Consider the following 23,077-nt stretch of genomic DNA (forward strand, 5'->3'; position numbering starts at 1 on the left):
ACAAGGGTGTTCTCGATGAGCAGCAAAAAGCAGTATCGGATTGCGGTCATTCCCGGTGACGGCATCGGCAAGGAAGTGATGCCGGAGGGCCTGCGCGTCATCGAGGCGGCGGCGAAGAAGCACGGCGTCGACGTGAAGTTCGACCATTTCGACTTCGCCTCCTACGACTATTACGAGAAGCACGGCGAGATGATGCCGGCCGACTGGAAGGCCCAGATCGGCAAGCACGACGCGATCTATTTCGGCGCGGTCGGCTGGCCGGCGAAAATACCTGACCACATCTCGTTGTGGGGTTCGCTGATCAAGTTCCGGCGCGAGTTCGACCAGTACGTCAATTTGCGTCCGGTGCGGCTGATGCCCGGCGTGCCGTCGCCGTTGGCGAACCGCAACCCCGGCGACATCGACTTCTGGGTGGTGCGCGAGAACACTGAGGGTGAATACTCCTCGGTCGGCGGCCGCATGTTCCCGGATACCGACCGCGAGTTCGTCACGCAGCAGACCGTGATGACCCGCATTGGCGTCGACCGCATCCTGAAGTTCGCGTTCGATCTCGCGCAGTCGCGGCCGAAGAAGCATCTGACCTCGGCAACCAAGTCGAACGGCATCTCCATCACCATGCCCTATTGGGACGAGCGCGTGGAGGCGATGGCCAAGAAGTATCCCGGCGTGAAGTGGGACAAGTACCACATCGACATCCTCACCGCGAACTTCGTGCTGCATCCGGACTGGTTCGACGTCGTCGTCGGCTCCAATCTGTTCGGGGATATTCTGTCCGACCTCGGCCCGGCCTGCACCGGCACGATCGGCATCGCGCCGTCGGGCAACATCAACCCGGAAGGCGATTTCCCCTCGGTGTTCGAGCCGGTGCATGGCTCGGCACCTGACATCGCGGGGCAGGGCATCGCCAACCCGATCGGCATGATCTGGTCGGGCGCGATGATGCTGGAGCACCTCGGCGAGAAGCAGGCGGCAGCCGCCATCGTCGGCGCGATCGAGCGCACGCTCGGCGAACGCACGCTGCGCACGCGCGACCTCGGCGGCAATGCCGACACCACGGCCTGTGGCAAGGCCGTGGCGGAGATGGTGGAGTAGTCGGCGCTCGCTGCTGTCGTCCCTGCGAAAGCAGGGACCCATAACCACAGGGAGTGGTTGCGGCGATGTGCTGTGGCCGCAGCCCTTGTGACTACCCTGATCGGTGGTTATGGGTCCCGGCTCGCGCGGAGCCTGTCATCGGGCGGCGCTTTGCGCCGACCCGTTGGCTTGGCCGGGACGACGGCGAAATTACCCCTTCACGATCCGTCGGCAATGCTCCCATGCCGCGTGGATCAGGTTCTCGCTCGCCTCGGGCGTGCGGAAGGCGGAGTGCGCCGACAGCGTCACATTCGGGATCCTGGTCAGCGGGTGATCCTTCGGCAGCGGCTCGATGTTGTAGACGTCGAGGCCGGCGTGGCGGATGTGGCCCGAGTTGAGCGCGTCGATCATCGCCTGCTCGTCGACGATGGCGCCGCGGGCGGTGTTGATCAGCACCACGCCCTTTTTCATCCTGGCGATCTTCTCGCGCGTGATCATCCCGCGGGTCTCGTCGTTCAGCAAGAGATGGAGCGAGACCACGTCGCTGTTCGCCAGCACCGTGTCGAGTTCGGTGAATTCGACGCCCGGATGGCTCTTCGGCGACCGGTTCCAGGCGATCACCTTCATGCCGCTGCCTAGCGCAATACGGGCGACCTCAGCGGCGATGCCGCCGAAGCCGACCAGGCCGAGCGTCTTGCCGGTGAGCTGCATGCCGTCCTCGCGCAGCCAGTTGCCGGCGCGCATCTCGCGGTCCATCTGTGCGATCACCCGCGCCGACGACCACATCAGCGCGATCGCGGATTCCGCGACCGCGGTGTCGCCATAGCCCTTGATCAGATGCACCGAGATGCCGAGCTCGGCGAGCTCTTCCGGGTTCATGTAGCTGCGCGCGCCGGTGCCGAGGAACACGACATGCTTCAGGCCGGCGCATGTCTTCGCAATGTCGGTCGGCAACGCGGTGTGATCGACCACCGCGATCTCGGCGCCGTCGAGCACCGTCGGATAATCCTCGGGCTTGATGTCCGGGTTGCGGTTGATCCGCATCTTGGGATCGCCGGACTTCTCCAATCGCTCCGTGATGACAGCGAGCGATTCATTGGCGTCGACAAACACTGCGCGCACGAAAGCCTCCATCCGATGAGAAGAAGTGATGATCAGGATGCGACGCCGGCGAGCGCCAGCACCGTATGCATCAGGACGTTGGCGCCGGCGGCGCAGTCGGTCTGCGTGGCGTCTTCCAGCTCGTTATGGCTGATGCCGTCCTTGCAGGGCACGAACACCATCGCTGCCGGCATTACCGTGTTGAGGTTGCAGGCGTCGTGGCCGGCGCCGGAGGTGATGCGGCGGTGCGAATAGCCGAGCTGCTGGGCCGCGTTCTCCACCGCGTCGACCAGCTTCGGGTCGAAATGCGTCGGCGCCTTGCGCCAGACGAGATCAAGCTGGACCTCGACCTTGCGCCGCGCGGCAATCTCGGCGACGGCAGCACGGAGATCGCGATCCAGCGCGTCCATGATCCCTGCGTCGGCGCTGCGGCAATCCACCGTGAAGGCGATCTCGCCGGGGATGACGTTGCGCGAGGGCGCTGCGATCACCGCCTCGCCGATGGTGCCGACCGCCTTCGGGCCATGCTTCCTGGCGATGCTTTCCATCGCCAGCACGATCTCCGACAGCGTCGCCAGCGCATCGCGGCGCAGCGGCATCGGGGTCGAGCCGGCGTGGCTCTCGAAGCCTGTGATCTTACCGTCGTACCACAACACGCCCTGGCCGGAATCGACCACGCCGATGGTCTTGCCTTCGGCTTCCAGGATCGGGCCCTGCTCGATATGCAGCTCGACGAAGCTGGTGAACTTCTGGCGGCCGACCGGGGCATCGCCGCGATAGCCGATCGAGTCCAGCGCTTGCGCCACCGTGACGCCCTCGGCGTCCTTGCGCGACAGAATGTCGTCGGTGGTGAAATCGCCGACATAGGCGGCCGAGGCCATCATCGCCGGCGCGAAGCGCGAGCCTTCCTCGTTGGTCCAGTTGCAGATGCAGATCGGCAGCTCGGTCTCGATCCCGGCATCGTTGAGCGTGCGTACCAGCTCCAGCCCGGCCAGCGTGCCGAGGATGCCGTCATATTTGCCGCCGGTCGGCTGGGTGTCGAGATGCGAACCGACGCCGATCGGTGGCTTCGACATGTCCCGTCCCTTCCGCAACCCGAACATCGAGCCGAGCGCGTCGACCTGCACCTCGAGGCCGGCGTTCTCGCAGGCCTTGCGGAACCAGTCGCGCACCTGCTTGTCCTCGGCGCCGAGGGTCAGCCGCCGCACGCCGCCCTTTGGCGTTGCACCGAACTGCGCGGTTTCGTGGATGGTGCCCCAGAGGCGGGCGGAATCGATCTGCAGGTTGGTGGCGGCTCGGCTCATGTCGTCAGTCCATTTCAGCTGTCATTCCGGGATGGTCCGAAGGACCAGACCCGGAAATCTCGAGATTCCGGGTTCGATGCTGACGCATCGCCCCGGAATGACGTTTGATTATCCGGCACTCGTTCAATGGCGCGCCGCTTCCATCGCGTCAACCGCCACGCTCGCCTGCGCGATCTGCCTGGCGAGATGGGCGACGCGCTCGATGGCGACCGCATCGGGGGAGGCGAGCCAGCTCGCGGTGAAGGTGAGGGGCGGCAGCTTGAGGTCGGTATCGAGCAGTTGCAAGCGGCCGTCGGCAAGCTCGTTCTCGACGATCGCCGAGGGAATCACCGCAATGCCAAGGCCTTCATTGGCCATGTGGATCACGGTCGCGAGCGACGTCGAGGCGTGCAGCCGGATCGGCGGCAGGTCGGGGGCGTTGAACAGCGCGCGCACGGTCTCATAGGGCTGGGTCTTGCGCGGAAATGTGATGATCGGAAACCGCGCCAGATCCCGCCGCGCCACCGGGCCGGAGCCGAGGCCGAGCGAAGGGCTCGCCAGGAAGCCGATCGGGTAATCGCACAGCACATGATTGTGCGCGCCGGATGCCGAGACCGGTCCGAGCACGAAGGCGAGCTCGATCTCCTGCGCCAGCAGCCGCGGGGTCAGGTTCGGCGTGATGTCGACCTCGATCTCCAGCGACAGGTTCGGGTAGATCTCGTTGACGCTCTTGACCAGCCGCGGCAGCCAGGTGTGCACGATGGTCTCCGCGACACCGAGCCGCAGCGCGCCGCGCATCGCCGAACGGTCGCCGACCTCCGCCATCATCTCCGAGCGCAGACCGATCAGCTTCTCGGCGTAGGTCATCATCAGCCGTCCGCTCGGCGTCGGCGAGGCCACCCGGTGATCCCGGTTCAACAGCTTGACGCCCATCTCGCGTTCCAACTGGGCGATGCGCTGCGAGATCGCCGGCTGGGTGGTGTTGAGCCGCTGGGCGGCGCCACGGAAGCTGCCGAGCTTGACGACCCAGAGGAACGTTTCGATCGAGCGGAAGTCCGTCATTGGAAGCATATCCCCGATCGATAAATTCTATTTATCGATTTTGATTAGAAAGGACGATTAGACATTATATCATGCTTGGTGTTGGTTTGTCCTTGTCGAGATTATGGGCAGGAGAATCCCATGACTGTTTTTGCGGCAGTGCAGCGATCTCAGGGGGAGCCGGTGCTGGCGAGCGTCGAAGCGCGGCGCGCCAGCCGCAACGGCATGGCCTCGGCCACCACGGCCGGGCTCGCCAACGGTTTCGTCCAGGGCAACCTCGCGATCCTGCCGGAGAAACTCGCCGGCGCCTTCCATCGCTTCTGCCAACTCAATCCAAAACCGTGCCCGATCATCGGCATGTCCGACGTTGGCGACCCCAGAATCCCCGCGCTCGGCCTCGACCTCGACATCCGCACCGACGTGCCGCGCTACCGGGTCTGGCGCGACGGCGAGGTGGCGGACGAGCCGACCGACATCACCAAATACTGGCGCGACGATCTCGTCACCTTCGTGCTCGGCTGCTCCTATTCGTTCGAGGAGGCGCTGCTGGAGGACGGGCTGCCGATCCGTCACATCGAACGCAACCTGCGTGTGCCAATGTACCGGACCAATATCGCCTGCCAGCCGTCGGGGCCGTTCGCGGGACCGATGGTGGTGTCGATGCGCCCGTTCAAGCCGGCGGATGCGATCCGCGCGGTGCAGATCACCTCGCGCTTCCCGTCGGTGCACGGCGCGCCGGTCCATCTCGGCCACCCGCATGTGATCGGCATCAAGGACATCGCCAAGCCCGACTATGGCGACGCGGTGCCGGTGGCCGATGACGAGATCCCGGTGTTCTGGGCCTGTGGCGTGACGCCGCAATCGGTGATCGCAAGTGCGAAGCTGCCGTTCGCGATCACGCATTCGCCGGGCCTGATGCTGGTGACCGATCTCAGGAACAAGCAACTGGCTGTGCTCTGAATAGGCAATTCGTGCAATTCATTGAGGCTTTACTGCGCGCTACAAGCGTCACATCGATAATAACAAGCTGACCTAAGGGGAATTTCGATGACGATCTCTCGCCGTAACGTGTTGCTGGGTGCCACTGCCGCCGCTGCGCTCGGTCCGATGGCCGCGCGCGCGCAGACAAGCGAAGTTGCAATCGGCGTGATCTATCCGCTGTCCGGCTCCAGCGCCGCGATCGGCGTCGACGCGCAGCATGCCTTCAATACCGCGGCCGAGATCATCAACAAGAACTATGAATTCGCGCTGCCGCTCGCCAAGGGCGAGGGCCTGTCCGGCCTCGGCGGCGCCAAGGTTCGCCTCGTATTCGCCGACCACCAGGCCGATCCGCAGAAGGGCCGCGCCGAAACCGAGCGCCTGATCACCCAGGAGAAGGTCTGTGCCGTCGTCGGCACGTATCAGAGCGCGGTTGCCGTCACCGTCAGCCAGACCTGCGAGCGCTACGGCGTTCCGTTCATCTCGGCCGACAACTCATCGCCGAGCCTGCATCGCCGCGGCCTGAAGTATTATTTCCGCGCCTCGCCGCATGACGAGATGTTCTCGGCCGCGATGTTCGACTTCTTCGATGCGATGAAGAAGAAGGGCCAAAAGATCGAGACGCTGGCGCTGTTCCACGAGGACACCATCTTCGGCACCGACTCGGCGAACGCGCAGACCAAGCTCGCCGGCGAGCGCGGCTACAAGATCGTGGCCGACATCAAGTACCGCGCCAACTCGCCGTCGCTGACCGCCGAGGTGCAGCAGCTCAAGGCCGCGAATGCCGACGTCCTGATGCCGTCGAGCTACACCACCGACTCGATCCTGCTGGTCAAGACCATGGCCGAGCTCGGCTACAAGCCGAAGAACATCATGGCGCAGGACGCCGGCTTCTCGGAGAAGGCGACCTATGACGCGGTCGGCGACAAGCTCGAGGGCGTGATCTCGCGCGGCAGCTTCTCGCTCGACCTGGCGCAGAAGCGGCCGATGGTCGGTCTCATCAACGAGATGTACCGCGCCAAGTCCGGCAAGGACTTCAACGACTACACCTCGCGCCAGTTCATGGGCCTGATCGTGATGGCCGACGCCGTCAACCGTGCCAAGTCGACCGACGGCGAGAAGATCCGCGAGGCCCTGGTCGCCACCGACATGCCGGGCGACGTCACCATCATGCCGTGGCGGCGCGTCAAGTTCGACGAGATGGGGCAGAACAATTTCGCCGATCCGGTGCTGCTGCAATATACCGCGAAGAACTTCGTGACGATCTTCCCGGAACAGGCCGCCGTCTCCGAGGCGATCTGGCCGATGAACAGCTGATCGGTCGGGCGCCAGAGGGGGGACAGACGGCGGTGATTATTCCGGGACTGAAGACGTTCGTCATTGCGAGGAGCCAACGGGTCTTGCCTTTGGCGAGCCCGATGACAGGCTCCGCGACGAAGCAATCCATTCTATCTGCTTGCGGCACGGTGGATTGCTTCGCTTCGCTCGCAATGACGCGCGGCATGCGCCGTCACCCTTGGAGCACGGAGGGTCGACTGTGACAGCCGAGACCATTATCCAGAGTTTGGCGAGCGGCCTCCTGATGGGGCTGCTCTACGGACTGATCGCCGCCGGCCTCGCATTGATCTTCGGATTGATGGACGTCGTGAATTTCGCGCACGGCGAATTCCTGATGATCGCGATGTACGTGACCTTCTTCCTGTTCGCGTTCTTCGCGATCGATCCCTTGCTCGCGGCGCCGCTGGTCGCCGCGGCATTGTTCGTGTTCGGCGCGGTAGTCTACCTCTTGGTGGTCCGCTTCGCGATGCGCGCCAAGGCCAATGCCGGCATGGTGCAGATCTTCTCCACCTTCGGCCTTGCGATCGTGATGCGGGGCCTCGCCCAGTTCTTCTTCACGCCCGACTATCGCAGCGTCACCAACTCCTGGGTCGGCGGCAAGACGATCTCGATCGGCGGCATCTATTTGCCGGAGCCGCAGCTGATCGGCGCGATGCTGTCGATTGCGGCCTTCGTCGCGCTCTACTTCTTCATCAATCGCACCGATTTCGGCCGTGCGCTCGAGGCGACGCGTGAGGACGCCGGCGCGGTGGCACTGGTCGGCATCGACAAGAACCGGGTGTTCGCGCTCGGCTGGGGCCTTGGCGCGGCGCTGGTCGGACTTGCCGGCGCCATCATGGCGATCTTCTTCTACATCTATCCCGACGTCGGCGCGTCGTTTGCGCTGATCGCCTACGTCACCGTGGCGCTCGGCGGCTTCGGCAGCGTATTCGGCGCCTTTGCCGGCGGCATCATCGTCGGCTTGGTCGAGGCGACCACCGCGCTGATCCTGCCGCCGTCGCTGAAATCGGTCGGCATCTACGCCGTCTATCTCCTGGTCGTCTTCATCCGCCCGCGTGGCCTGTTCGGATCGATGTGATGGACACCCACTTCGCCCAACGCCGCAGGCGTGACCTGATCGTGGCGGCCTGCCTTGCGGTGATCGCAGCGCTGGTGCCGCTGTTCGTCAAGGACGTCTACGTCCAGAACATCATGGTCCTGACCCTGATGTATGCGGCGCTGTCGCAGAGCTGGAACATCCTGTCCGGCTATTGCGGACAGATCTCGCTCGGCCATGCACTGTATTTCGGGCTCGGCGCCTACACCACCGCACTCTTGTTCACCAAGTTCGGCGTGCTGCCGTGGTTCGGCATGCTGGCGGGCGGGGCGATCTCCGCCGTGATCGCGATGGCGCTCGGCTATCCCTGCTTCCGCCTGCGCGGGCATTATTTCGTGATCGCGACTATCGTGATCGCCGAGATCGCGCTGCTCCTGATCCAGAACTGGGATTGGGCGGGCGCAGCCCTCGGCATCGATATCCCGGTGCGCGGCGACAGCTGGCTGAAATTCCAGTTCACCCGCTCGAAGCTGCCGTACTTCTATTTCGCGCTGGCGCTGGCCTGCATCGCCTGGCTCGTCACCTGGTGGCTGGAAGATTCCAAATGGGGCTATTGGTGGCGCGCGGTGAAGGATAATCCCGATGCGGCCGAGAGCCTCGGCGTCGTCGTCTTCCATTCCAAGATGGGCGCGGCGGCCGTCTCGGCGTTCCTTGTTGCGGTCGGCGGCAGCTTCTATGCCCAGTTCGTCTCCTATATCGACCCCGAAAGCGTGATGGGCTTCCAGTTCTCGCTGCTGATGGCGCTGCCCGCGGTGCTCGGGGGCATCGGCACGCTGTGGGGGCCGGTGCTCGGCGCCGTGATCCTGATCCCGCTCACCGAATTGACCCGGTCCTTCGTCGGTGGCTCCGGCCGCGGCGTCGACCTCATCGTCTATGGCGCGCTGATCGTCGCGATCTCGCTGGCACTGCCGAAGGGGCTCGTCAGCGTGTTCGGCATGCTCTCCGGGCGCAAGGAGGCCGCGCGATGACGGCCCCACTCTTGGAAACCCGCGGAGTCTGGCAGCGCTTCGGTGGCCTCGTTGCCAACAGCGACGTCTCGATCTCGGTCGGCCGCGGCGAGATCGTCGGCCTGATCGGGCCGAACGGGGCCGGCAAATCGACGCTGTTCAATTTGATCGCGGGCGTGCTGCCGCCGACCCAAGGCTCGATCATGTTCGACGGCGAGGACGTGACAAAGCTGCCGGCGGCGGAACGCTGCCAGCGCGGCGTCGGGCGCACCTTCCAGGTGGTCAAGAGCTTCGAGACTATGACGGTGATCGACAACGTCATCGTCGGCGCGCTGATCCGCAACACCAAGATGCGTATCGCCCGGCAGAAGGCCTATGAGGTGCTGGAGTTCTGCGGACTTGCGGCGCGCGCCGACAAGCTTGCCGCCGATCTCGTCCCGTCGGAGAAGCGCCGGCTCGAAGTCGCCCGTGCGCTCGCCACCGAACCGAAGCTGCTGCTGCTCGACGAGGTGCTGACCGGGCTGACCCCGGTCGAGGCGCAGACCGGCGTCGAGCTGGTGCGCAAGGTGCGTGCTACCGGCGTCACCGTGCTGATGGTCGAGCATGTGATGGAAATCGTGATGCCGCTGGTCGACCGCGCCATCGTGCTCAATCTCGGCAAGGTGCTGGTCGAGGGCAAGCCCACGGAAGTCGTCCGCAATCCGGAAGTCATTTCTGCTTATCTCGGGGATCGTCATGCTGTCGGTGCGTGAAGTCACCACCGCCTATCAGGGCCTGGTTGCGATCTCCTCGGTGTCGATCGACGTCACCAAGGGCGAGATCGTCTGCGTCGCCGGCGCCAACGGCGCGGGCAAGTCGACGCTGCTGAAATCGATCGCCGGCGCCGAGCGGCCGCGCGCAGGCACCGTCACCTTCGACGGCAAGCGGATCGATGGCCAGCCGCAGCACGTCATCACCGCCGGCGGCATCGCCTTCGTGCCGGAGAACCGCCGGCTGTTTCCGCGGCTCTCGGTGCGCGACAATCTGCGGCTCGGCAGCTACCTCTATCGCAGTCAATCCGACCGCGATGCGCCGCTCGATCTGGTGTTCAATCTGTTCCCGCGGCTCGGCGAGCGGCTGGAGCAGCGCGCGGAGACCTTGTCCGGCGGCGAGCAGCAGATGCTCGCGATCGGCCGCGCGCTGATGACGCGGCCGCGGCTCCTGATGCTCGACGAGCCGTCGCAGGGCATCATGCCGAAGCTGGTCGACGAGATCTTCCAGGCCGTGAAACGCATCCGCGACGCCGGCATGACGGTCCTGATCGTCGAGCAGCGCATGGCCGAGTGCCTGGAGATCGCCGACCGTGCCTACATCCTGCAGACCGGCCGCGTGCTGATGCAGGGCACCGCCGCCGAGATCACCGGCAATCCCGATGTCCGCAAGGCGTATCTCGGGCTGTAGCCGCTGCGATACCGCCGTAGCCCGGATGAGCGAAGCGACATCCGGGATCGACATGTCCCGCATATCGCTGCGCTCATGCGGGCTACGATCAAGCCGTTCTGCTACTTGTCCTTGCCCTCTTCGACCTTCTCGACCTTCGCGGCAAGATCCGGCACGCGGCTGACGCGATAGGTCGCGTTGCTGCAGGTCAAGGTCCAGGCCTCGTTATCGGGCTTCGAGAGCTTGTCGTCCCGTTCGGCCTTGAGCGGCTTGTCGCAGGCATAGCCTTGCGCGCGCAGCTGCACCGCCAGCAGGTCGGGCAAGGTCTGCTCGGCCTGTGCCGTCGATCCCACCATGCCGCCGACCAGCAGCGCAGTGAATGCCAATCCCGTGAACCTCATCATGACCGTTCTCCGCATATCTCACCTTTGCTTGATCTAGTGAGGGTGATCCGGCAGCACGAGCCCGAACGTCTTGGTCAAATCCGCCACCTGTTCGGGCGAGAGATAGCGCGGGTTCAGCCCGCGCAGCAGCAGATAGAGTTTTGCGGTTTCTTCCAGTTCCTCGGTCGCGAACACCGCCGCTTCCAGCGTGTCGCCCGACACGACCGGTCCGTGATTGGCCAGCAGCACCGATGAATATTTCCCGGCCAGCCCCCTGATCGCATCGGCAACGGCGGGGTCGCCAGGGCGATAATAGGGCACCAGCGCGGTCTGGCCGCACTTCATGACGTAATAGGCCGTCATCGCCGGCAGCGCGGCGCGCGGGTCGATCTCGGGCAGCATCGAAAGCGCGACCGAATGGGTCGAGTGCAGATGCACCACGGCGCCGGCGCTCGCGCGGGTCTGGTAGAGCGCGGTGTGCAGCGGCACTTCCTTGGTCGGAGCATCGCCAGAGATAAGGCGGCCGTCGGCGTCGAGCCGCGACATTTTCGCCGGATCGAGGAAACCGAGCGAGGCGTTGGTCGGCGTCACCAGCCAGCCGCCGTCGTCGAGCCGGACGCTGATATTGCCCGAGGAGCCTGGCGTCAGCCCGCGCTCGAACAGCGAGCGGCCGAAGCGGCAGATGTCCTCACGAAGCCTGGTTTCGCTCATCCGCTTTCGCCCGCCTGATTTCGCCCGCCTGATTTTGCCTTGGCGCCATCCGTTTTCCGCTTTGTCTCATGCTTTGGCAGCGCGGCCAAGCCGTGATAGGCAAGCAGCAAACGCGCATGATCCGGAAGGATGGGAAACCGTTCCATGCGCAATCAAGTAAAAATTTGAGGATCGCCGCATGTCCAGTTCCGCAACACCGCACGTCGCCGTCATCGGGCTGGGTTCGATGGGATACGGCATGGCGACCTCGCTCAGGCGCGCCGGTCTTGTCGTGACCGGCTGCGACGTCTCGGCCGATGCCGTCGCGCGCTTTGTGGCCGATGGCGGCAAGGGTGCGAAAACGCCGGCCGAAGCGGCCAGGGATGCCGACATCGTCGTCAGCGTCGTCGTCAATGCGGCGCAGACCGAGGCCATCCTGTTCGGCAAGGACGGCGCCGCCGAGACGCTGGCGAGGGACGCGGTTTTCATTTCCTCGGCGACTATGGATCCCGATATCGCGCGGCGGCTGGCCAAGCAGCTGGAGGCGACCGGCCGGCATTATCTCGACGCGCCAATCTCCGGCGGCGCGCAGCGCGCGGCGCAGGGTGAACTGACGATCCTCGCCTCCGGTAGCGCGGCGGCGTTCGCAAAGGCGCGACCGGCGCTGGATGCGATGGCGGCAAAACTCTACGAGCTTGGCGACGCCGCAGGGCAGGGCGCCGCGTTCAAGATGATCAACCAGTTGCTGGCCGGCGTGCATATCGCGGCCGCCTCGGAAGCGATCGCCTTTGCCGCCAAGCAAGGCCTCGATATCCGCAAGGTCTATGAGGTGATCACGGCCTCCGCGGGCAATTCCTGGATGTTCGAGAACCGCATCCCGCATGTGCTCGACGGCGACTACGCGCCGCGCAGCGCGGTGGAGATTTTCGTCAAGGACCTCGGCATCATCCAGGATATGGCGCGCAATGCGCGCTTCCCGGTGCCGGTCTCGGCCGCGGCGTTGCAGATGTTCCTGATGACATCGGCCGCCGGGATGGGCCGCGACGACGATGCGTCGGTGGCGCGGATGTATGCGCAGGTCACCGGCACCAAGCTTCCCGGCGCGAAATAAGAGGATATTGCCATGCCCCGCTTTGCCGCCAACCTCACCATGATGTTCAACGAGGTCCCGTTCCTCGACCGCTTCGAGGCGGCGGCGAAAGCGGGCTTCACCGCGGTCGAGTTCCTGTTTCCGTACGACCATCCGGCGGAGGAGGTCGGCAAGCGGCTGAAGGCCGCCGGGCTGACGCAGGCGCTGTTCAACCTGCCGCCGGGCGACTGGAACGCCGGCGAGAAGGGGTTTGCCGCGCTGCCCGATCGTTTCGCCGATTTGCAAGCGAGCCTGAAGACCGCGCTGCCTTATGCGCAGGCGACCGGCGTCAAGCGCGTGCATCTGATGGCCGGGATCGCCGACCGCAGCGATGCCAGGGCGGTTGCTGCGTTTCGCAAATCGGTCGCATATGCGGCCGAGTTCTTCGCGCCGCACGGCCTCGACGTCGTGATCGAGCCGATCAATCCGCGTAACGTGCCCGGCTATTTCCTCAACGACTTCATCTTCGCGCGCGACCTGATCAACGAGCTGAAGATAGCGAACCTGAAGCTGCAGTTCGACATCTATCACTGCCAGATCATCCATGGCGACGTCACGATGCGGCTGCGCGAGATGATGCCGATCATTGGCCACGTCCAGATCGCCTCGATCCCCTCGCGCAACGAGCCCGACGGCGAGGAGCTGAACTATCCGTTCCTGTTCGGTGAACTTGACCGGCTCGGTTACGCCGGCTTCGTCGGCTGCGAATATAATCCGCGCGGCAAGACCACTGACGGTCTCGCCTGGTTCAAGCCCTATGCCGGAGTGAAGCCGTGACACTCGCACTCGGTTGCATCGCCGACGACTATACCGGCGCCTCCGACCTCGCCAACACGCTGACCCGCGCCGGCCTGCGCACGGTGCAGACCATCGGCGTGCCCGCCGACGATCTCGCGCTGCCGGAGGTCGACGCCGTCGTGGTGTCGCTGAAGAGCCGTTCGATCGAGGCCGGCCTCGCCGTGACGCGTTCGCGCGCCGCGGAGAGCTGGCTGCGCGGCCGCGGCGCCGGGCACGTCCTGTTCAAGATATGCTCGACCTTCGATTCGACCGATGCCGGCAATATCGGTCCGGTGATGGACGCGCTGCGCGCCGACTCCAAAGACAATATCGTGCTGGTGACGCCGGCTTTCCCGGAAACCGGCCGCACCGTCTACCAGGGCAATCTGTTCGTCGGCTCGGTGCCGCTGAACGAGAGCCCGCTGAAGGACCATCCGCTCAACCCGATGCATGATTCCAATCTGGTCCGCGTGCTGGCGCGCCAGAGCACGACCAGGATCGGCCTGGTCGATCTGGCGACGCTGAGCCGCGGCACCGAGGCCGTTCGGGCGAAGCTCGCCGAGCTTGCACGCAGCGGCATCGGCGCTGCGATTGTCGACGCGGTGTTCGACCGCGACCTCGAAACCATCGGGCAGGTGGCGCTGGATCACGGTCTTTCGGTCGGCGCCTCCGGCATCGGGCTTGGATTGGCGCGGGCGCTGGTCGCCGCAGGCAAGGCCAAATCGGCTGAAGTGAATGCCGTGACCAGCGCTGCGATCGGCGGGCCCGCCGCATGCCTCGCCGGCAGTTGCTCGCAGGCGACCCTGCGCCAGATCGCCAGCGCCGAGAAAGTGATGCCGGTCCTGCACCTCGACCCCGAGCGGGTGATCGCCGGCAAGGACGAGGCGCAGCGCGCGCTCGCCTGGGCCAAGGAGCGGCTCGGCACGGGGCCGATCCTGATCGCCAGCAGTTCGACCCCGGAGGAGGTGGCTGCTCTGCAATCCCGTCATGGCCGTGATGCAGCCGGACATGCGATCGAGCAGGCGATGGCCGACCTCGCGGAAGGACTGGTGCGGTCCGGCGTGCACAGGTTGGTGGTCGCCGGTGGTGAAACTTCAGGCGCCGTGGTCGATCGCCTTTGTATCCCGGGATTCCTGGTCGGGGCGGAAATCGCTGCGGGCGTGCCGGTTCTGCGCGCGGTCGGTGCTGGAAAAAGCGAGATGGTGCTTGCCCTGAAATCAGGCAATTTCGGCGGGCCGGAGTTCTTCTCGGACGCGCTGGCATTGATGCCTTGATGCGCCTGTCGCGCATCATGTCGGGCTGATGACGGATATCTCCGTAGTTCAACGGTGAACCAAATTAACCCTACTTAAGGAGGGGGGCTGGCTTTGATATCTGCGGCGCACCGCCGCGCCATCAGTCTTCTTTCCGCACGAACGGGCCTCGCGAGCCCGGCACCCAAGAGACCCCACGATGTTCGCCAAATTCTCGATCCGCGCCAAGATCATTACCGCGGTTGCGTTCCTGCTCGTCGCGCTGACGGGCATGGGCCTGCTTGCAGTCTGGAATATGCGGGCGATCAACACCAGCACGGTCGACATCACGACCAACTGGCTGCCGAGCGTGCGCGTGCTTGGTGAGCTGCGGGCCGGAGTCATCACCTATCGCAACGTGATCCGCGAGCACATGCTCTCGGAAACGCTCGAGGAGAAACTGGCGGCCGAAAAGACACTCGCCAGCGTCGTCGAGACGACCGCCAAGACGCGGGTCAAGTACGAGCCGATGATCACTTCACCCGAAGAGCGGGCGCTCTACCGGCAGTGGTCCGACACCTGGGACAAGTACCGCAAGGGCACCGAGGAGGTGATGAGCCTGTCGCGCAAGGAAGCCGGCAAGCTTCCGCATGAGGCGCACGAGCTCAACACCAAGGTCGTGAACAAGATCGGTCTCGAGGCGGACGAGATCCTGAACAAGGACATCGATTTCAACAACACCGGTGCCGACAAGGCCGCGCAGGACGCTGCGAACAATTACAGCTCGGCCCTGATCATGGTGGCGGCGATCCTCGGCTTTGCCATCCTGATCGCGGTCGGCGTCAGCCTCTACACTGTCCGCGACATCTCGTCGGGCATTGCCTCGATCGTGAGCCCGATGCAGGCGCTCGGCCGCGGCGACCTGACCGCGGAAGTGCCGCATCGGGGCGAGAAGACCGAGATCGGTGCCATGGCCGACACATTGCAGGTGTTCAAGGAGGCCCTGGTCGCGAAACAGGCTGCCGATGAGGCCGCCGCCGCCGACGCCGAGGCCAAGATCGAGCGTGGCCGCCGGGTCGATACCATCACCCGCAATTTCGAGCAGATGATCGGTGAGATCGTGCAGACCGTGTCGTCGGCCTCGACCCAGCTCGAAGCCTCGGCCAGCACGCTGTCGTCGACCGCAAGGCGTTCGCAGGAGCTGACCACCTCGGTTGCCGCTGCGTCCGAGGAAGCCTCGACCAACGTGCAATCGGTGGCGTCGGCGACCGAAGAGCTGTCGTCGTCGGTGACCGAGATCAGCCGCCAGGTCCAGGAGTCGGCGCGGATGGCGGGCGATGCCGTCGGCCAGGCGCGCACCACCAACGATCGCGTCAGCGAGCTGTCGAAGGCCGCCGCGCGCATCGGCGACGTCGTCGAACTGATCAACACGATTGCCGGCCAGACCAATCTGCTGGCGCTGAACGCCACCATCGAGGCGGCGCGCGCCGGCGAGGCCGGCCGCGGCTTCGCGGTCGTGGCGTCCGAGGTGAAGGCTCTGGCGGAGCAGACCGCGAAGGCGACCGGCGAGATCGGCCAGCAGATCGCCGGCATCCAGACCGCGACCCAGGAGTCGGTCGGCGCCATCAAGGAGATCTCGTCGACCATCGAGCGGCTGTCGGAGATCTCGTCCACCATCGCCGCCGCGGTCGAAGAGCAGGGCGCGGCAACGCAGGAGATTTCCCGCAACGTGCAGCAGGCGGCACAGGGCACCCAGCAGGTTTCGGCCAACATCACCGACGTGCAGCATGGCGCTAACGAAACCGGCTCGGCTTCGAGCCAGGTGCTGTCGGCGGCGCAGTCGCTCTCTGGTGACAGCAACCGCCTCAAGCTCGAGGTCGGCAAATTCCTCGACGCCGTCCGCGCCGCCTGACGCCGGCCAAATCTCTGACCATCGAACAATGCCCGGTCGAAAGGCCGGGCATTTTTCTTTGCCTGGATGCGGTGCTCAGTAGTTCCACTGAATGTGTGATTAACGAACCGTAGTTCTGCGCGCGGTAACCTGCTGTGGCGCGACGCGACCACCCGCACAGAATCGCGAAATCCATTCAAAACGAGGCACCGGATGATGTTCCTGGCGAGATTCCGCATTCTCACGAAGATACTGGCGATTGTGGGCGGTCTCTCGATCATCGCCGGGATGCTCGCCTATCTCGGGATCTCCTCGTTGAAATCGCTCAGCGAACGCGGCGTCGTCACCGCGCGCGCTGCGGAACGCGCGTTGCTGTCGGCCGAGGCCAACCAGAATGTGCTCGCGATCAATCGCGCCGAATTCCGCAGCGCGCTCGATCCGCGCGACGAGAACCGGCTTGCGGCGCGATCTCTGATCGAAGAGCAGTTCAAGTCGCTCGAGGAGCGCCTCGCCACGATCAGCAAGACGCAGGACCCGCAAACCATCGCGCTGCTGCCCGGCGTGCGATCGGCGCTGTCGGCCTATCGGGCCCAGCTGAAGCAGACGCTTGACACGGTCGAGAGCGCGAAGGCGGTCGACCTGACCCAGTCCGCCGAGAAACTGCGCGATGTCGCGATGAAGAGCCGCGCGGCCGCGGAAGAGCTTCAGGCCAGGGTTCGGGCCGTCGCCGACCGCCAGGACGAGCGGGTCAGGGACAACGTCAAGGCCAGCGAGCAGGAATACGTGTCGACCTCGGAACTGTTGATCCTGCTTGCCGCTTCAGGGGTCCTGCTCGGGTTGCTGTTCGGCTTCGTCGTCGGGCAATACGGCGTCGCGAAGCCGATCCGTGTCGTCGTCGCGATGCTGCAGCAGCTGGCCGATGGCCATCATGACATAGCGGTGCACGGCACCGATCGCCGCGACGAGGTCGGCGACGTCGCCAAGACGGCGCTCGTGTTCAAGGACAACGGCCTTGCCAAGGTCCGGATGGAGCGCGAGCAGAAGGAAATCGAGGCGCGCGCCGCCGCACAGCGCCGCACCGACATGCTGCAGCTGGCCGATGGCTTTGAGCGCGCGGTCGGTGAGATCGTAGAGACCGTCGCATCCGCCTCGACCGAGCTCGAAGCGTCGGCGACCACGCTGACCTCGACCGCCGAGCGTTCGCAAAACCTTGCGACCACCGTCGCCGCTGCCTCGGAGGAAGCCACCACCAACGTCCAGTCGGTGGCGTCCGCCACCGAGGAACTGTCATCCTCGGTCAACGAGATCAGCCGGCAGGTGCAGGAATCGGCCCGGATGGCGGGCGATGCCGTCAACCAGGCCCGTGCGACCAATGACCGGGTCGGGGAGCTGTCGAAGGCTGCCGCCCGGATCGGCGACGTGGTCGAGCTGATCAACACCATCGCCGGCCAGACCAATCTGCTGGCGCTGAACGCCACCATCGAGGCGGCGCGCGCCGGCGAGGCCGGACGTGGCTTCGCGGTGGTGGCATCGGAGGTGAAGGCACTCGCGGAGCAGACCGCAAAGGCGACCGGAGAGATCGGCCAGCAGGTTTCCGGCATCCAGGCTGCGACCGAGGACTCCGTGACCGCGATCCGCGCCATCGGTTCGACCATCGAGCGGCTGTCGGAGATCTCGTCCGCCATTGCCGCCGCGATCGAGGAGCAGGGCGCGGCGACGCAAGAAATATCCCGAAACGTGCAGCAGGCGGCGCAGGGCACCCAGCAGGTCTCGGCCAACATTACCGACGTGCAGCACGGCGCCAATGAGACCGGCTCGGCGTCGACCCAGGTGCTGTCGGCGGCGCAGTCGCTCTCGGGCGACAGCAGCCGCCTCAAGCTCGAAGTCGGCAAGTTCCTCAACGCCGTCCGCGCCGCCTGACGGGCGCCGCCGGTTCGGCCATACAGACATCGTTGTCGGGGCAACCGATCCCGGCGTGGTGAGCCGGCCGGCTCACCACGCTCTACATTTTCGCAGAGCAGCGATGCGTTAGCCTCGTGACGGCCGAAACGGCGTACGCGGCCGGCGCATATTCGCAGCAGAGCCGTCTCTTTTTTGATGATGATACGGGCGCGATCGGCGGCGCCGCGTCCGGCGTACCCGATCGGAGCGCACGGCTTCACGTACTATGCCAAGGAAGTGAAGGCCGCCGCGGCTCCGCCGGTTGGCGTTTTGCCCGTCATCGGGTAAATCGGCCGCTGCGGAACGGCTTTTGCAACGTCGATTCCTGTGCCCGGGGCGGGCTTCATTTCGGGAATGCTGCTTTTATGATCGCACTGGTCCGTATCGCGCTGAGCCGGCCATATACTTTCGTCGTGCTCGCGATCCTGCTCTTGATCATCGGACCGCTGGCGGCGCTGCGCACGCCGACCGACATCTTTCCCGACATTCGTATCCCCGTGATCGGCGTGGTCTGGCAGTACACCGGTCTGCCGCCCGACCAGATGGCCGGCCGCATTACTTCGCCGTTCCAGCGCGCGCTGACCACGACAGTCAACGACATCGAGCACATCACCGCCAACTCGTATAACGGGTTCGGCATCATCAAGATCTTCTTCCAGCCCAATGTCGACATCCGCACCGCCAACGCGCAGGTCACCGCGATTTCGCAGACTCTGCTCAAGCAGATGCCGCCGGGCGCGACGCCGCCGCTGATCCTGAACTACAGCGCCTCGACGGTTCCGATCATCCAGGTCGCATTGTCAGGCGAAGGCCTGACCGAGCAGAACCTCGCCGACATCGGCATCAACCAGTTGCGCACGCCGCTGGTCACGGTGCCCGGCGCCGCGATCCCGTATCCGTTCGGCGGCAAGCAGCGCCAGGTCCAGATCGATCTCAATTCGACCGCGCTGCAGGCGCGCGGCCTGTCCGGCCAGGACGTCGCCAACACGCTCGCGGCACAAAACCTGATCACGCCGGTCGGCACGCAGAAGATCGGCAATTTCGAATACACCGTAAATTTGAACAACTCGCCGCTCCGGATGGAGGAGCTCGGCGACCTGCCGATCAAGCAGGTCAACGGCGCAATGGTCTATGTGCGTGACGTCGCCACCGTCCGCGACGGCAACCCGCCGCAGACCAACATCGTCCATGTCGACGGCAACCGTTCGGTGCTGATGATGGTGCTGAAGGCCGGCGCCACCTCGACGCTCGATATCATCTCCGGCATCAAGCAGAAGGTGATCGACGTCAAGGACCAGATGCCGGACGCGCTCAAGATCGGCTTCATCGGCGACCAGTCGGTGTTCGTCCGCGGCGCGATCACCGGCGTTGCCTTCGAGGGCGTGATCGCCGCGCTGCTCACCAGTGTGATGATCCTGTTGTTCCTCGGCAGCTGGCGCTCGACCGTCATCATCGCGGTGTCGATCCCGCTGTCGGTGCTCGGGGCCATCATCATGCTGTCCCTGATCGGCGAGACGCTGAACATCATGACGCTCGGCGGCCTTGCGCTCGCGGTCGGCATCCTGGTCGACGACGCCACGGTGACGATCGAGAACATCAACTACCATCTCGAGCAGGGCAAGCCGGTTGAGCAGTCGATCCTCGACGGCGCCAACCAGATCGTGACGCCGGCCTTCGTCTCGCTGCTCTGTATCTGCATCGTGTTCGTGCCGATGTTCTTTCTGACCGGCGTGGCGCGCTTCCTGTTCGTGCCGATGGCCGAAGCGGTCATGTTCGCGATGATCTGGTCGTTCATCCTGTCGCGCACCTTGGTGCCGACCATGGCGAACTATTTGCTGCAGGCGCATGTCCATCACGAGGGCGCGCCGCCAAAGTCGCGCAATCCCCTGGTCTGGTTCCAGCGCGGCTTCGAGGCGCGGTTCGAGCGCATCCGCGGCGGCTATCGCGACCTGCTCGCGATGGCGCTCGGCCACCGCAAGGTGTTCGTCGGCGGCTTCCTCGCGGTGGTTGCTGCATCGTTCGTGCTGGTGCCGTTCCTGGGGCGCAACTTCTTCCCGTCGGTCGATGCCGGCAACATCCTGATGCATGTCCGCACCCAGGTCGGCACCCGTGTCGAGGAGACCGCCAATCAACTCGCCGACATCCAGAAGGCGATCCGCAAGCTGGTCCCCGGCGAGATCGAGACCATGACCGACAACATCGGCATGCCGATCTCCGGCATCAACATGACCTACAACAACACCGGTGTGATCGGTCCGCAGGACGGCGACATCCAGATCCGCCTGAAGGAAGGCCACAAGCCGACCGAGCAGCATGTCCGCGCGCTGCGTGAGCAATTGCCGCGGCTGTTCCCGGGCACCAGCTTCGCGTTCCTGCCGGCCGACATCGTCAGCCAGATACTGAACTTCGGCGCGCCGGCACCGATCGATTTGCAGATCCGCGGCGCCAATCTCGACGCCAACTTCGCCTACGCCAACAAGCTGCTGGCCAGGATCAAGCGCATCCCCGGCATCGCGGACGCGCGGATCCAGCAGTCGCCGAACAATCCGACCTTCAACATCGATGTCGACCGCACCCGCGCGCAATATGTCGGCCTGACCGAACGCGACGTCACCAACTCGCTGGTCGTCAACCTCGCCGGCTCCTCGCAGGTCGCGCCGACCTACTATCTCAATCCCGATAACGGCGTGTCGTATTCGATCGTGATGCAGACGCCGCAATATCAGATCGACTCGCTGAGCGCGCTGCAGACGCTGCCGATCACCGCGACCGGCAACACCCAGGCGCCGATCCTCGGCGGCATCGCCGACATCAAGCGCGCGACCTCGAGCGCGGTGGTGTCGCAATACGACATCCAGTCGCTGGTGCAGATCTACGCCACGACGCAAGGCCGCGATCTCGGCGGCGTCGCAACCGACGTGCGCCAGCTCATCGCCGACACCGCAAAGGAAGTGCCGAAGGGCTCTTCGGTCGTGCTGCTCGGCCAGGTGCAGACCATGAACTCGGCCTTCACCGGCCTGCTGTTCGGCCTGCTCGGCGCGGTCGTCTTGATCTACTTCCTGATCGTGGTGAACTTCCAGTCCTGGTCGGATCCGTTCGTGATCATCACGGCGCTGCCCGCCGCGCTTGCCGGCATCGTCTGGATGCTGTTCACGACCCAGACCACGCTGTCGGTTCCGGCGCTCACCGGCGCCATCATGTGTATGGGCGTTGCGACCGCCAACAGCGTGCTCGTGATCAGCTTCGCCCGCGAGCGCTATGAGGAACTCGGCGATCCCGTCGCGGCGGCGCTGGAGGCCGGATTTGTCCGCTTCCGCCCGGTGCTGATGACCGCGCTCGCCATGATCATCGGCATGGCGCCAATGGCGCTGGGGCTCGGCGAGGGCGGCGAGCAGAATGCGCCGCTCGGCCGCGCCGTGATCGGCGGCCTGATCTTTGCAACCTTCGCGACGCTGATGTTTGTTCCCGTGGTATTCAGTATGGTACACAAGAAGCAAGGCGCCAAAGCCGCCGCCTCATCGGAGATTCCGCATGCAGCCCACTGAACAGCGCCCACCGGTGTCTCGCCGGAAATTGGGCATATTCGGCGTGGTTGCACTGGTCGGCGCCGGGCTGATCGTCGGCACCGGCATCCGCGCCCGCGAGGAGCAGGACACAAGGCTGAAGGAATGGACCGACGACCAGGCCATTCCGACCGTCGCCGTGGCGCTGCCGAACGCCAAGGCGCTGAGCCCCACGATCGACCTGCCGGGCCGGCTCGAGGCCTATTCCCGCGCGCCGATCTTCGCCCGGGTGTCCGGCTATCTCAAGAACTGGGACGCCGACATCGGCGCCCGCGTCAAGGCTGGCCAGGTGATCGCCGAGATCGAGGCGCCCGACCTCGACCAGCAATTGCTGCAGGCGCGCGCCGATCTCGCCAGCGCCCAGGCCTCAGCCAAGCTCTCCGAGGCGACGCTGACCCGGCGCAAGACGCTGGTGGCCTCAAACTTCGTCTCCGCCCAGGAGATCGACGAGCGCACCGCCGACCTCTCCAACAAGAACGGCGCGGTCAGGTCCGGCCAGGCCAATGTCGAGCGGCTGGAAGCGCTGGCCGGTTACAAGAAGATCACGGCGCCGTTCGACGGCGTGGTGACCTCGCGCGACACTGACGTCGGCGCGCTGATCAACGCCGGCGGCAACTCGGGTCCCGCGATGTTCACGATCTCGGACATCACCAAGCTGCGCGTCTACGTCAACGTGCCGCAGAACTATGTTCCGGCGATCAAGATCGGCGCCAAGGCCTCCTTGGTGATGCCGGATTACCCGAACCGCACGTTCCAGGCGACGGTGGAGGCCTCCTCGCAGGCGGTCGATGTCGCCTCCGGCACCACGCGGATGCAACTCGGGCTCGACAACTCCTCCGGCGAACTGATGCCGGGCAGCTATGCCAGCGTGAAGCTCAATTTGCAGCGCGAGGCCGCGCCGCTCAGCATTCCGGCCAGCGCGCTGATCTTCAACAGCAACGGCCTGCGGGTCGCAACCGTCAGCCCTGATGACAAGGTGCTGTTCAAGACCGTGAAGATCGGCCGCGACCTCGGCAAGGAAATCGAGATCGCCTCGGGCCTCGCCCCCGACGACCGCATCATCACCGCGCCGCCTGATGGACTCGCCGACGGCGATCATGTGCGCGTCACCGGTGCCGGCGCCAAAGGCAAGCCGACGACGGCGTCCGAAAAGCAGGATGCGAAGGGGTAGCTTCCCCTTCGTCATGCCCGTGCTTG

The 23,077-nt window shown here is 65.1% G+C and carries 19 protein-coding genes; 14 read left to right on the plus strand and 5 right to left on the minus strand.

What is annotated here, in order from left to right:
* The first annotated feature begins 15 nt into the window (after positions 1 to 15).
* Positions 16 to 1,092, plus strand: coding sequence for a tartrate dehydrogenase (locus ACOIX3_RS12945; RefSeq protein ID WP_420970198.1), 1,077 nt, complete (start codon positions 16 to 18; stop codon positions 1,090 to 1,092).
* A gap of 189 nt (positions 1,093 to 1,281) precedes the next feature.
* Here the strand turns inward: ACOIX3_RS12945 and ACOIX3_RS12950 are convergent, their stop codons facing one another.
* The 3 genes from ACOIX3_RS12950 to ACOIX3_RS12960 all read right to left on the minus strand — a co-directional run bounded on the left by ACOIX3_RS12950 (position 1,282) and on the right by ACOIX3_RS12960 (position 4,517).
* Positions 1,282 to 2,193 carry an NAD(P)-dependent oxidoreductase gene (locus ACOIX3_RS12950; protein ID WP_420970199.1) on the minus strand — a complete coding sequence of 304 codons (912 nt, stop codon included), beginning with the start codon at positions 2,191 to 2,193 and terminating at the stop codon, positions 1,282 to 1,284.
* A 32-nt stretch (positions 2,194 to 2,225) separates the two neighbouring features.
* Entirely contained in the window at positions 2,226 to 3,476 is a 1,251-nt protein-coding gene (locus ACOIX3_RS12955; protein WP_420970200.1) for a Zn-dependent hydrolase, read from the minus strand.
* Between the two features lie 123 nt (positions 3,477 to 3,599).
* Complete coding sequence (locus tag ACOIX3_RS12960; protein WP_176532654.1) at positions 3,600 to 4,517, minus strand: LysR family transcriptional regulator; 918 nt, start codon at positions 4,515 to 4,517, stop codon at positions 3,600 to 3,602.
* A 120-nt stretch (positions 4,518 to 4,637) separates the two neighbouring features.
* Between ACOIX3_RS12960 and ACOIX3_RS12965 the strand changes: the two genes are divergently transcribed.
* The 6 genes from ACOIX3_RS12965 (at position 4,638) to ACOIX3_RS12990 (ending at position 10,295) form a co-directional block, all read left to right on the plus strand.
* Positions 4,638 to 5,456, plus strand: a complete 819-nt coding sequence (locus tag ACOIX3_RS12965) for a putative hydro-lyase (RefSeq protein ID WP_420970201.1) — start codon at positions 4,638 to 4,640, stop codon at positions 5,454 to 5,456.
* 87 nt (positions 5,457 to 5,543) lie between these two features.
* Positions 5,544 to 6,791 (plus strand): ABC transporter substrate-binding protein, encoded by a 1,248-nt coding sequence (locus ACOIX3_RS12970; protein ID WP_420970202.1) that lies wholly within the window; start codon positions 5,544 to 5,546, stop codon positions 6,789 to 6,791.
* Between the two features lie 265 nt (positions 6,792 to 7,056).
* Positions 7,057 to 7,890 carry a branched-chain amino acid ABC transporter permease gene (locus tag ACOIX3_RS12975; RefSeq protein WP_249788354.1) on the plus strand — a complete coding sequence of 278 codons (834 nt, stop codon included), beginning with the start codon at positions 7,057 to 7,059 and terminating at the stop codon, positions 7,888 to 7,890.
* Positions 7,890 to 8,876, plus strand: coding sequence for a branched-chain amino acid ABC transporter permease (locus tag ACOIX3_RS12980; RefSeq protein ID WP_420970204.1), 987 nt, complete (start codon positions 7,890 to 7,892; stop codon positions 8,874 to 8,876). Before ACOIX3_RS12975 ends, ACOIX3_RS12980 begins: the two co-directional genes overlap by 1 nt.
* Entirely contained in the window at positions 8,873 to 9,607 is a 735-nt protein-coding gene (locus tag ACOIX3_RS12985; protein ID WP_092125048.1) for an ABC transporter ATP-binding protein, read from the plus strand. The genes ACOIX3_RS12980 and ACOIX3_RS12985 overlap by 4 nt, the downstream gene beginning before the upstream one ends.
* Positions 9,591 to 10,295 (plus strand): ABC transporter ATP-binding protein, encoded by a 705-nt coding sequence (locus ACOIX3_RS12990; RefSeq protein ID WP_092125049.1) that lies wholly within the window; start codon positions 9,591 to 9,593, stop codon positions 10,293 to 10,295. The genes ACOIX3_RS12985 and ACOIX3_RS12990 overlap by 17 nt, the downstream gene beginning before the upstream one ends.
* Before the next feature lie 101 nt (positions 10,296 to 10,396).
* Here ACOIX3_RS12990 and ACOIX3_RS12995 read toward each other — a convergent pair whose 3' ends face one another.
* Positions 10,397 to 10,678: a hypothetical protein gene (locus ACOIX3_RS12995; protein ID WP_420970205.1), complete on the minus strand. Its 282-nt coding sequence runs from the start codon at positions 10,676 to 10,678 to the stop codon at positions 10,397 to 10,399.
* A 33-nt stretch (positions 10,679 to 10,711) separates the two neighbouring features.
* Positions 10,712 to 11,368: an aldolase gene (locus ACOIX3_RS13000; protein WP_420970206.1), complete on the minus strand. Its 657-nt coding sequence runs from the start codon at positions 11,366 to 11,368 to the stop codon at positions 10,712 to 10,714.
* Positions 11,369 to 11,546: 178 nt separating this feature from the next.
* Here ACOIX3_RS13000 and ltnD point away from each other — a divergent pair, with 178 nt between their 5' ends.
* The 7 genes from ltnD to ACOIX3_RS13035 all read left to right on the plus strand — a co-directional run bounded on the left by ltnD (position 11,547) and on the right by ACOIX3_RS13035 (position 23,051).
* Positions 11,547 to 12,458: an L-threonate dehydrogenase gene (ltnD, locus tag ACOIX3_RS13005; RefSeq protein WP_420970208.1), complete on the plus strand. Its 912-nt coding sequence runs from the start codon at positions 11,547 to 11,549 to the stop codon at positions 12,456 to 12,458.
* A gap of 12 nt (positions 12,459 to 12,470) precedes the next feature.
* Positions 12,471 to 13,253, plus strand: coding sequence for a 2-oxo-tetronate isomerase (gene otnI / locus ACOIX3_RS13010; protein ID WP_420970209.1), 783 nt, complete (start codon positions 12,471 to 12,473; stop codon positions 13,251 to 13,253).
* Positions 13,250 to 14,527, plus strand: a complete 1,278-nt coding sequence (gene otnK, locus ACOIX3_RS13015) for a 3-oxo-tetronate kinase (RefSeq protein WP_420970210.1) — start codon at positions 13,250 to 13,252, stop codon at positions 14,525 to 14,527. Before otnI ends, otnK begins: the two co-directional genes overlap by 4 nt.
* Before the next feature lie 178 nt (positions 14,528 to 14,705).
* Positions 14,706 to 16,397 (plus strand): methyl-accepting chemotaxis protein, encoded by a 1,692-nt coding sequence (locus ACOIX3_RS13020; RefSeq protein WP_420970211.1) that lies wholly within the window; start codon positions 14,706 to 14,708, stop codon positions 16,395 to 16,397.
* Positions 16,398 to 16,589: 192 nt separating this feature from the next.
* The gene (locus tag ACOIX3_RS13025) at positions 16,590 to 18,296 is read left to right on the plus strand and encodes a methyl-accepting chemotaxis protein (RefSeq protein ID WP_420970212.1); all 1,707 of its coding nucleotides are present in this window, start codon (positions 16,590 to 16,592) and stop codon (positions 18,294 to 18,296) included.
* 386 nt (positions 18,297 to 18,682) lie between these two features.
* Positions 18,683 to 21,862: an efflux RND transporter permease subunit gene (locus ACOIX3_RS13030; protein WP_420970214.1), complete on the plus strand. Its 3,180-nt coding sequence runs from the start codon at positions 18,683 to 18,685 to the stop codon at positions 21,860 to 21,862.
* Positions 21,849 to 23,051, plus strand: a complete 1,203-nt coding sequence (locus tag ACOIX3_RS13035) for an efflux RND transporter periplasmic adaptor subunit (protein WP_420970215.1) — start codon at positions 21,849 to 21,851, stop codon at positions 23,049 to 23,051. Before ACOIX3_RS13030 ends, ACOIX3_RS13035 begins: the two co-directional genes overlap by 14 nt.
* The last annotated feature ends 26 nt before the right edge of the window (positions 23,052 to 23,077 follow it).

Source organism: Bradyrhizobium sp. B120 (genome assembly GCF_049075665.1).
In the GTDB taxonomy this organism is placed as follows: Bacteria; Pseudomonadota; Alphaproteobacteria; order Rhizobiales; family Xanthobacteraceae; genus Bradyrhizobium.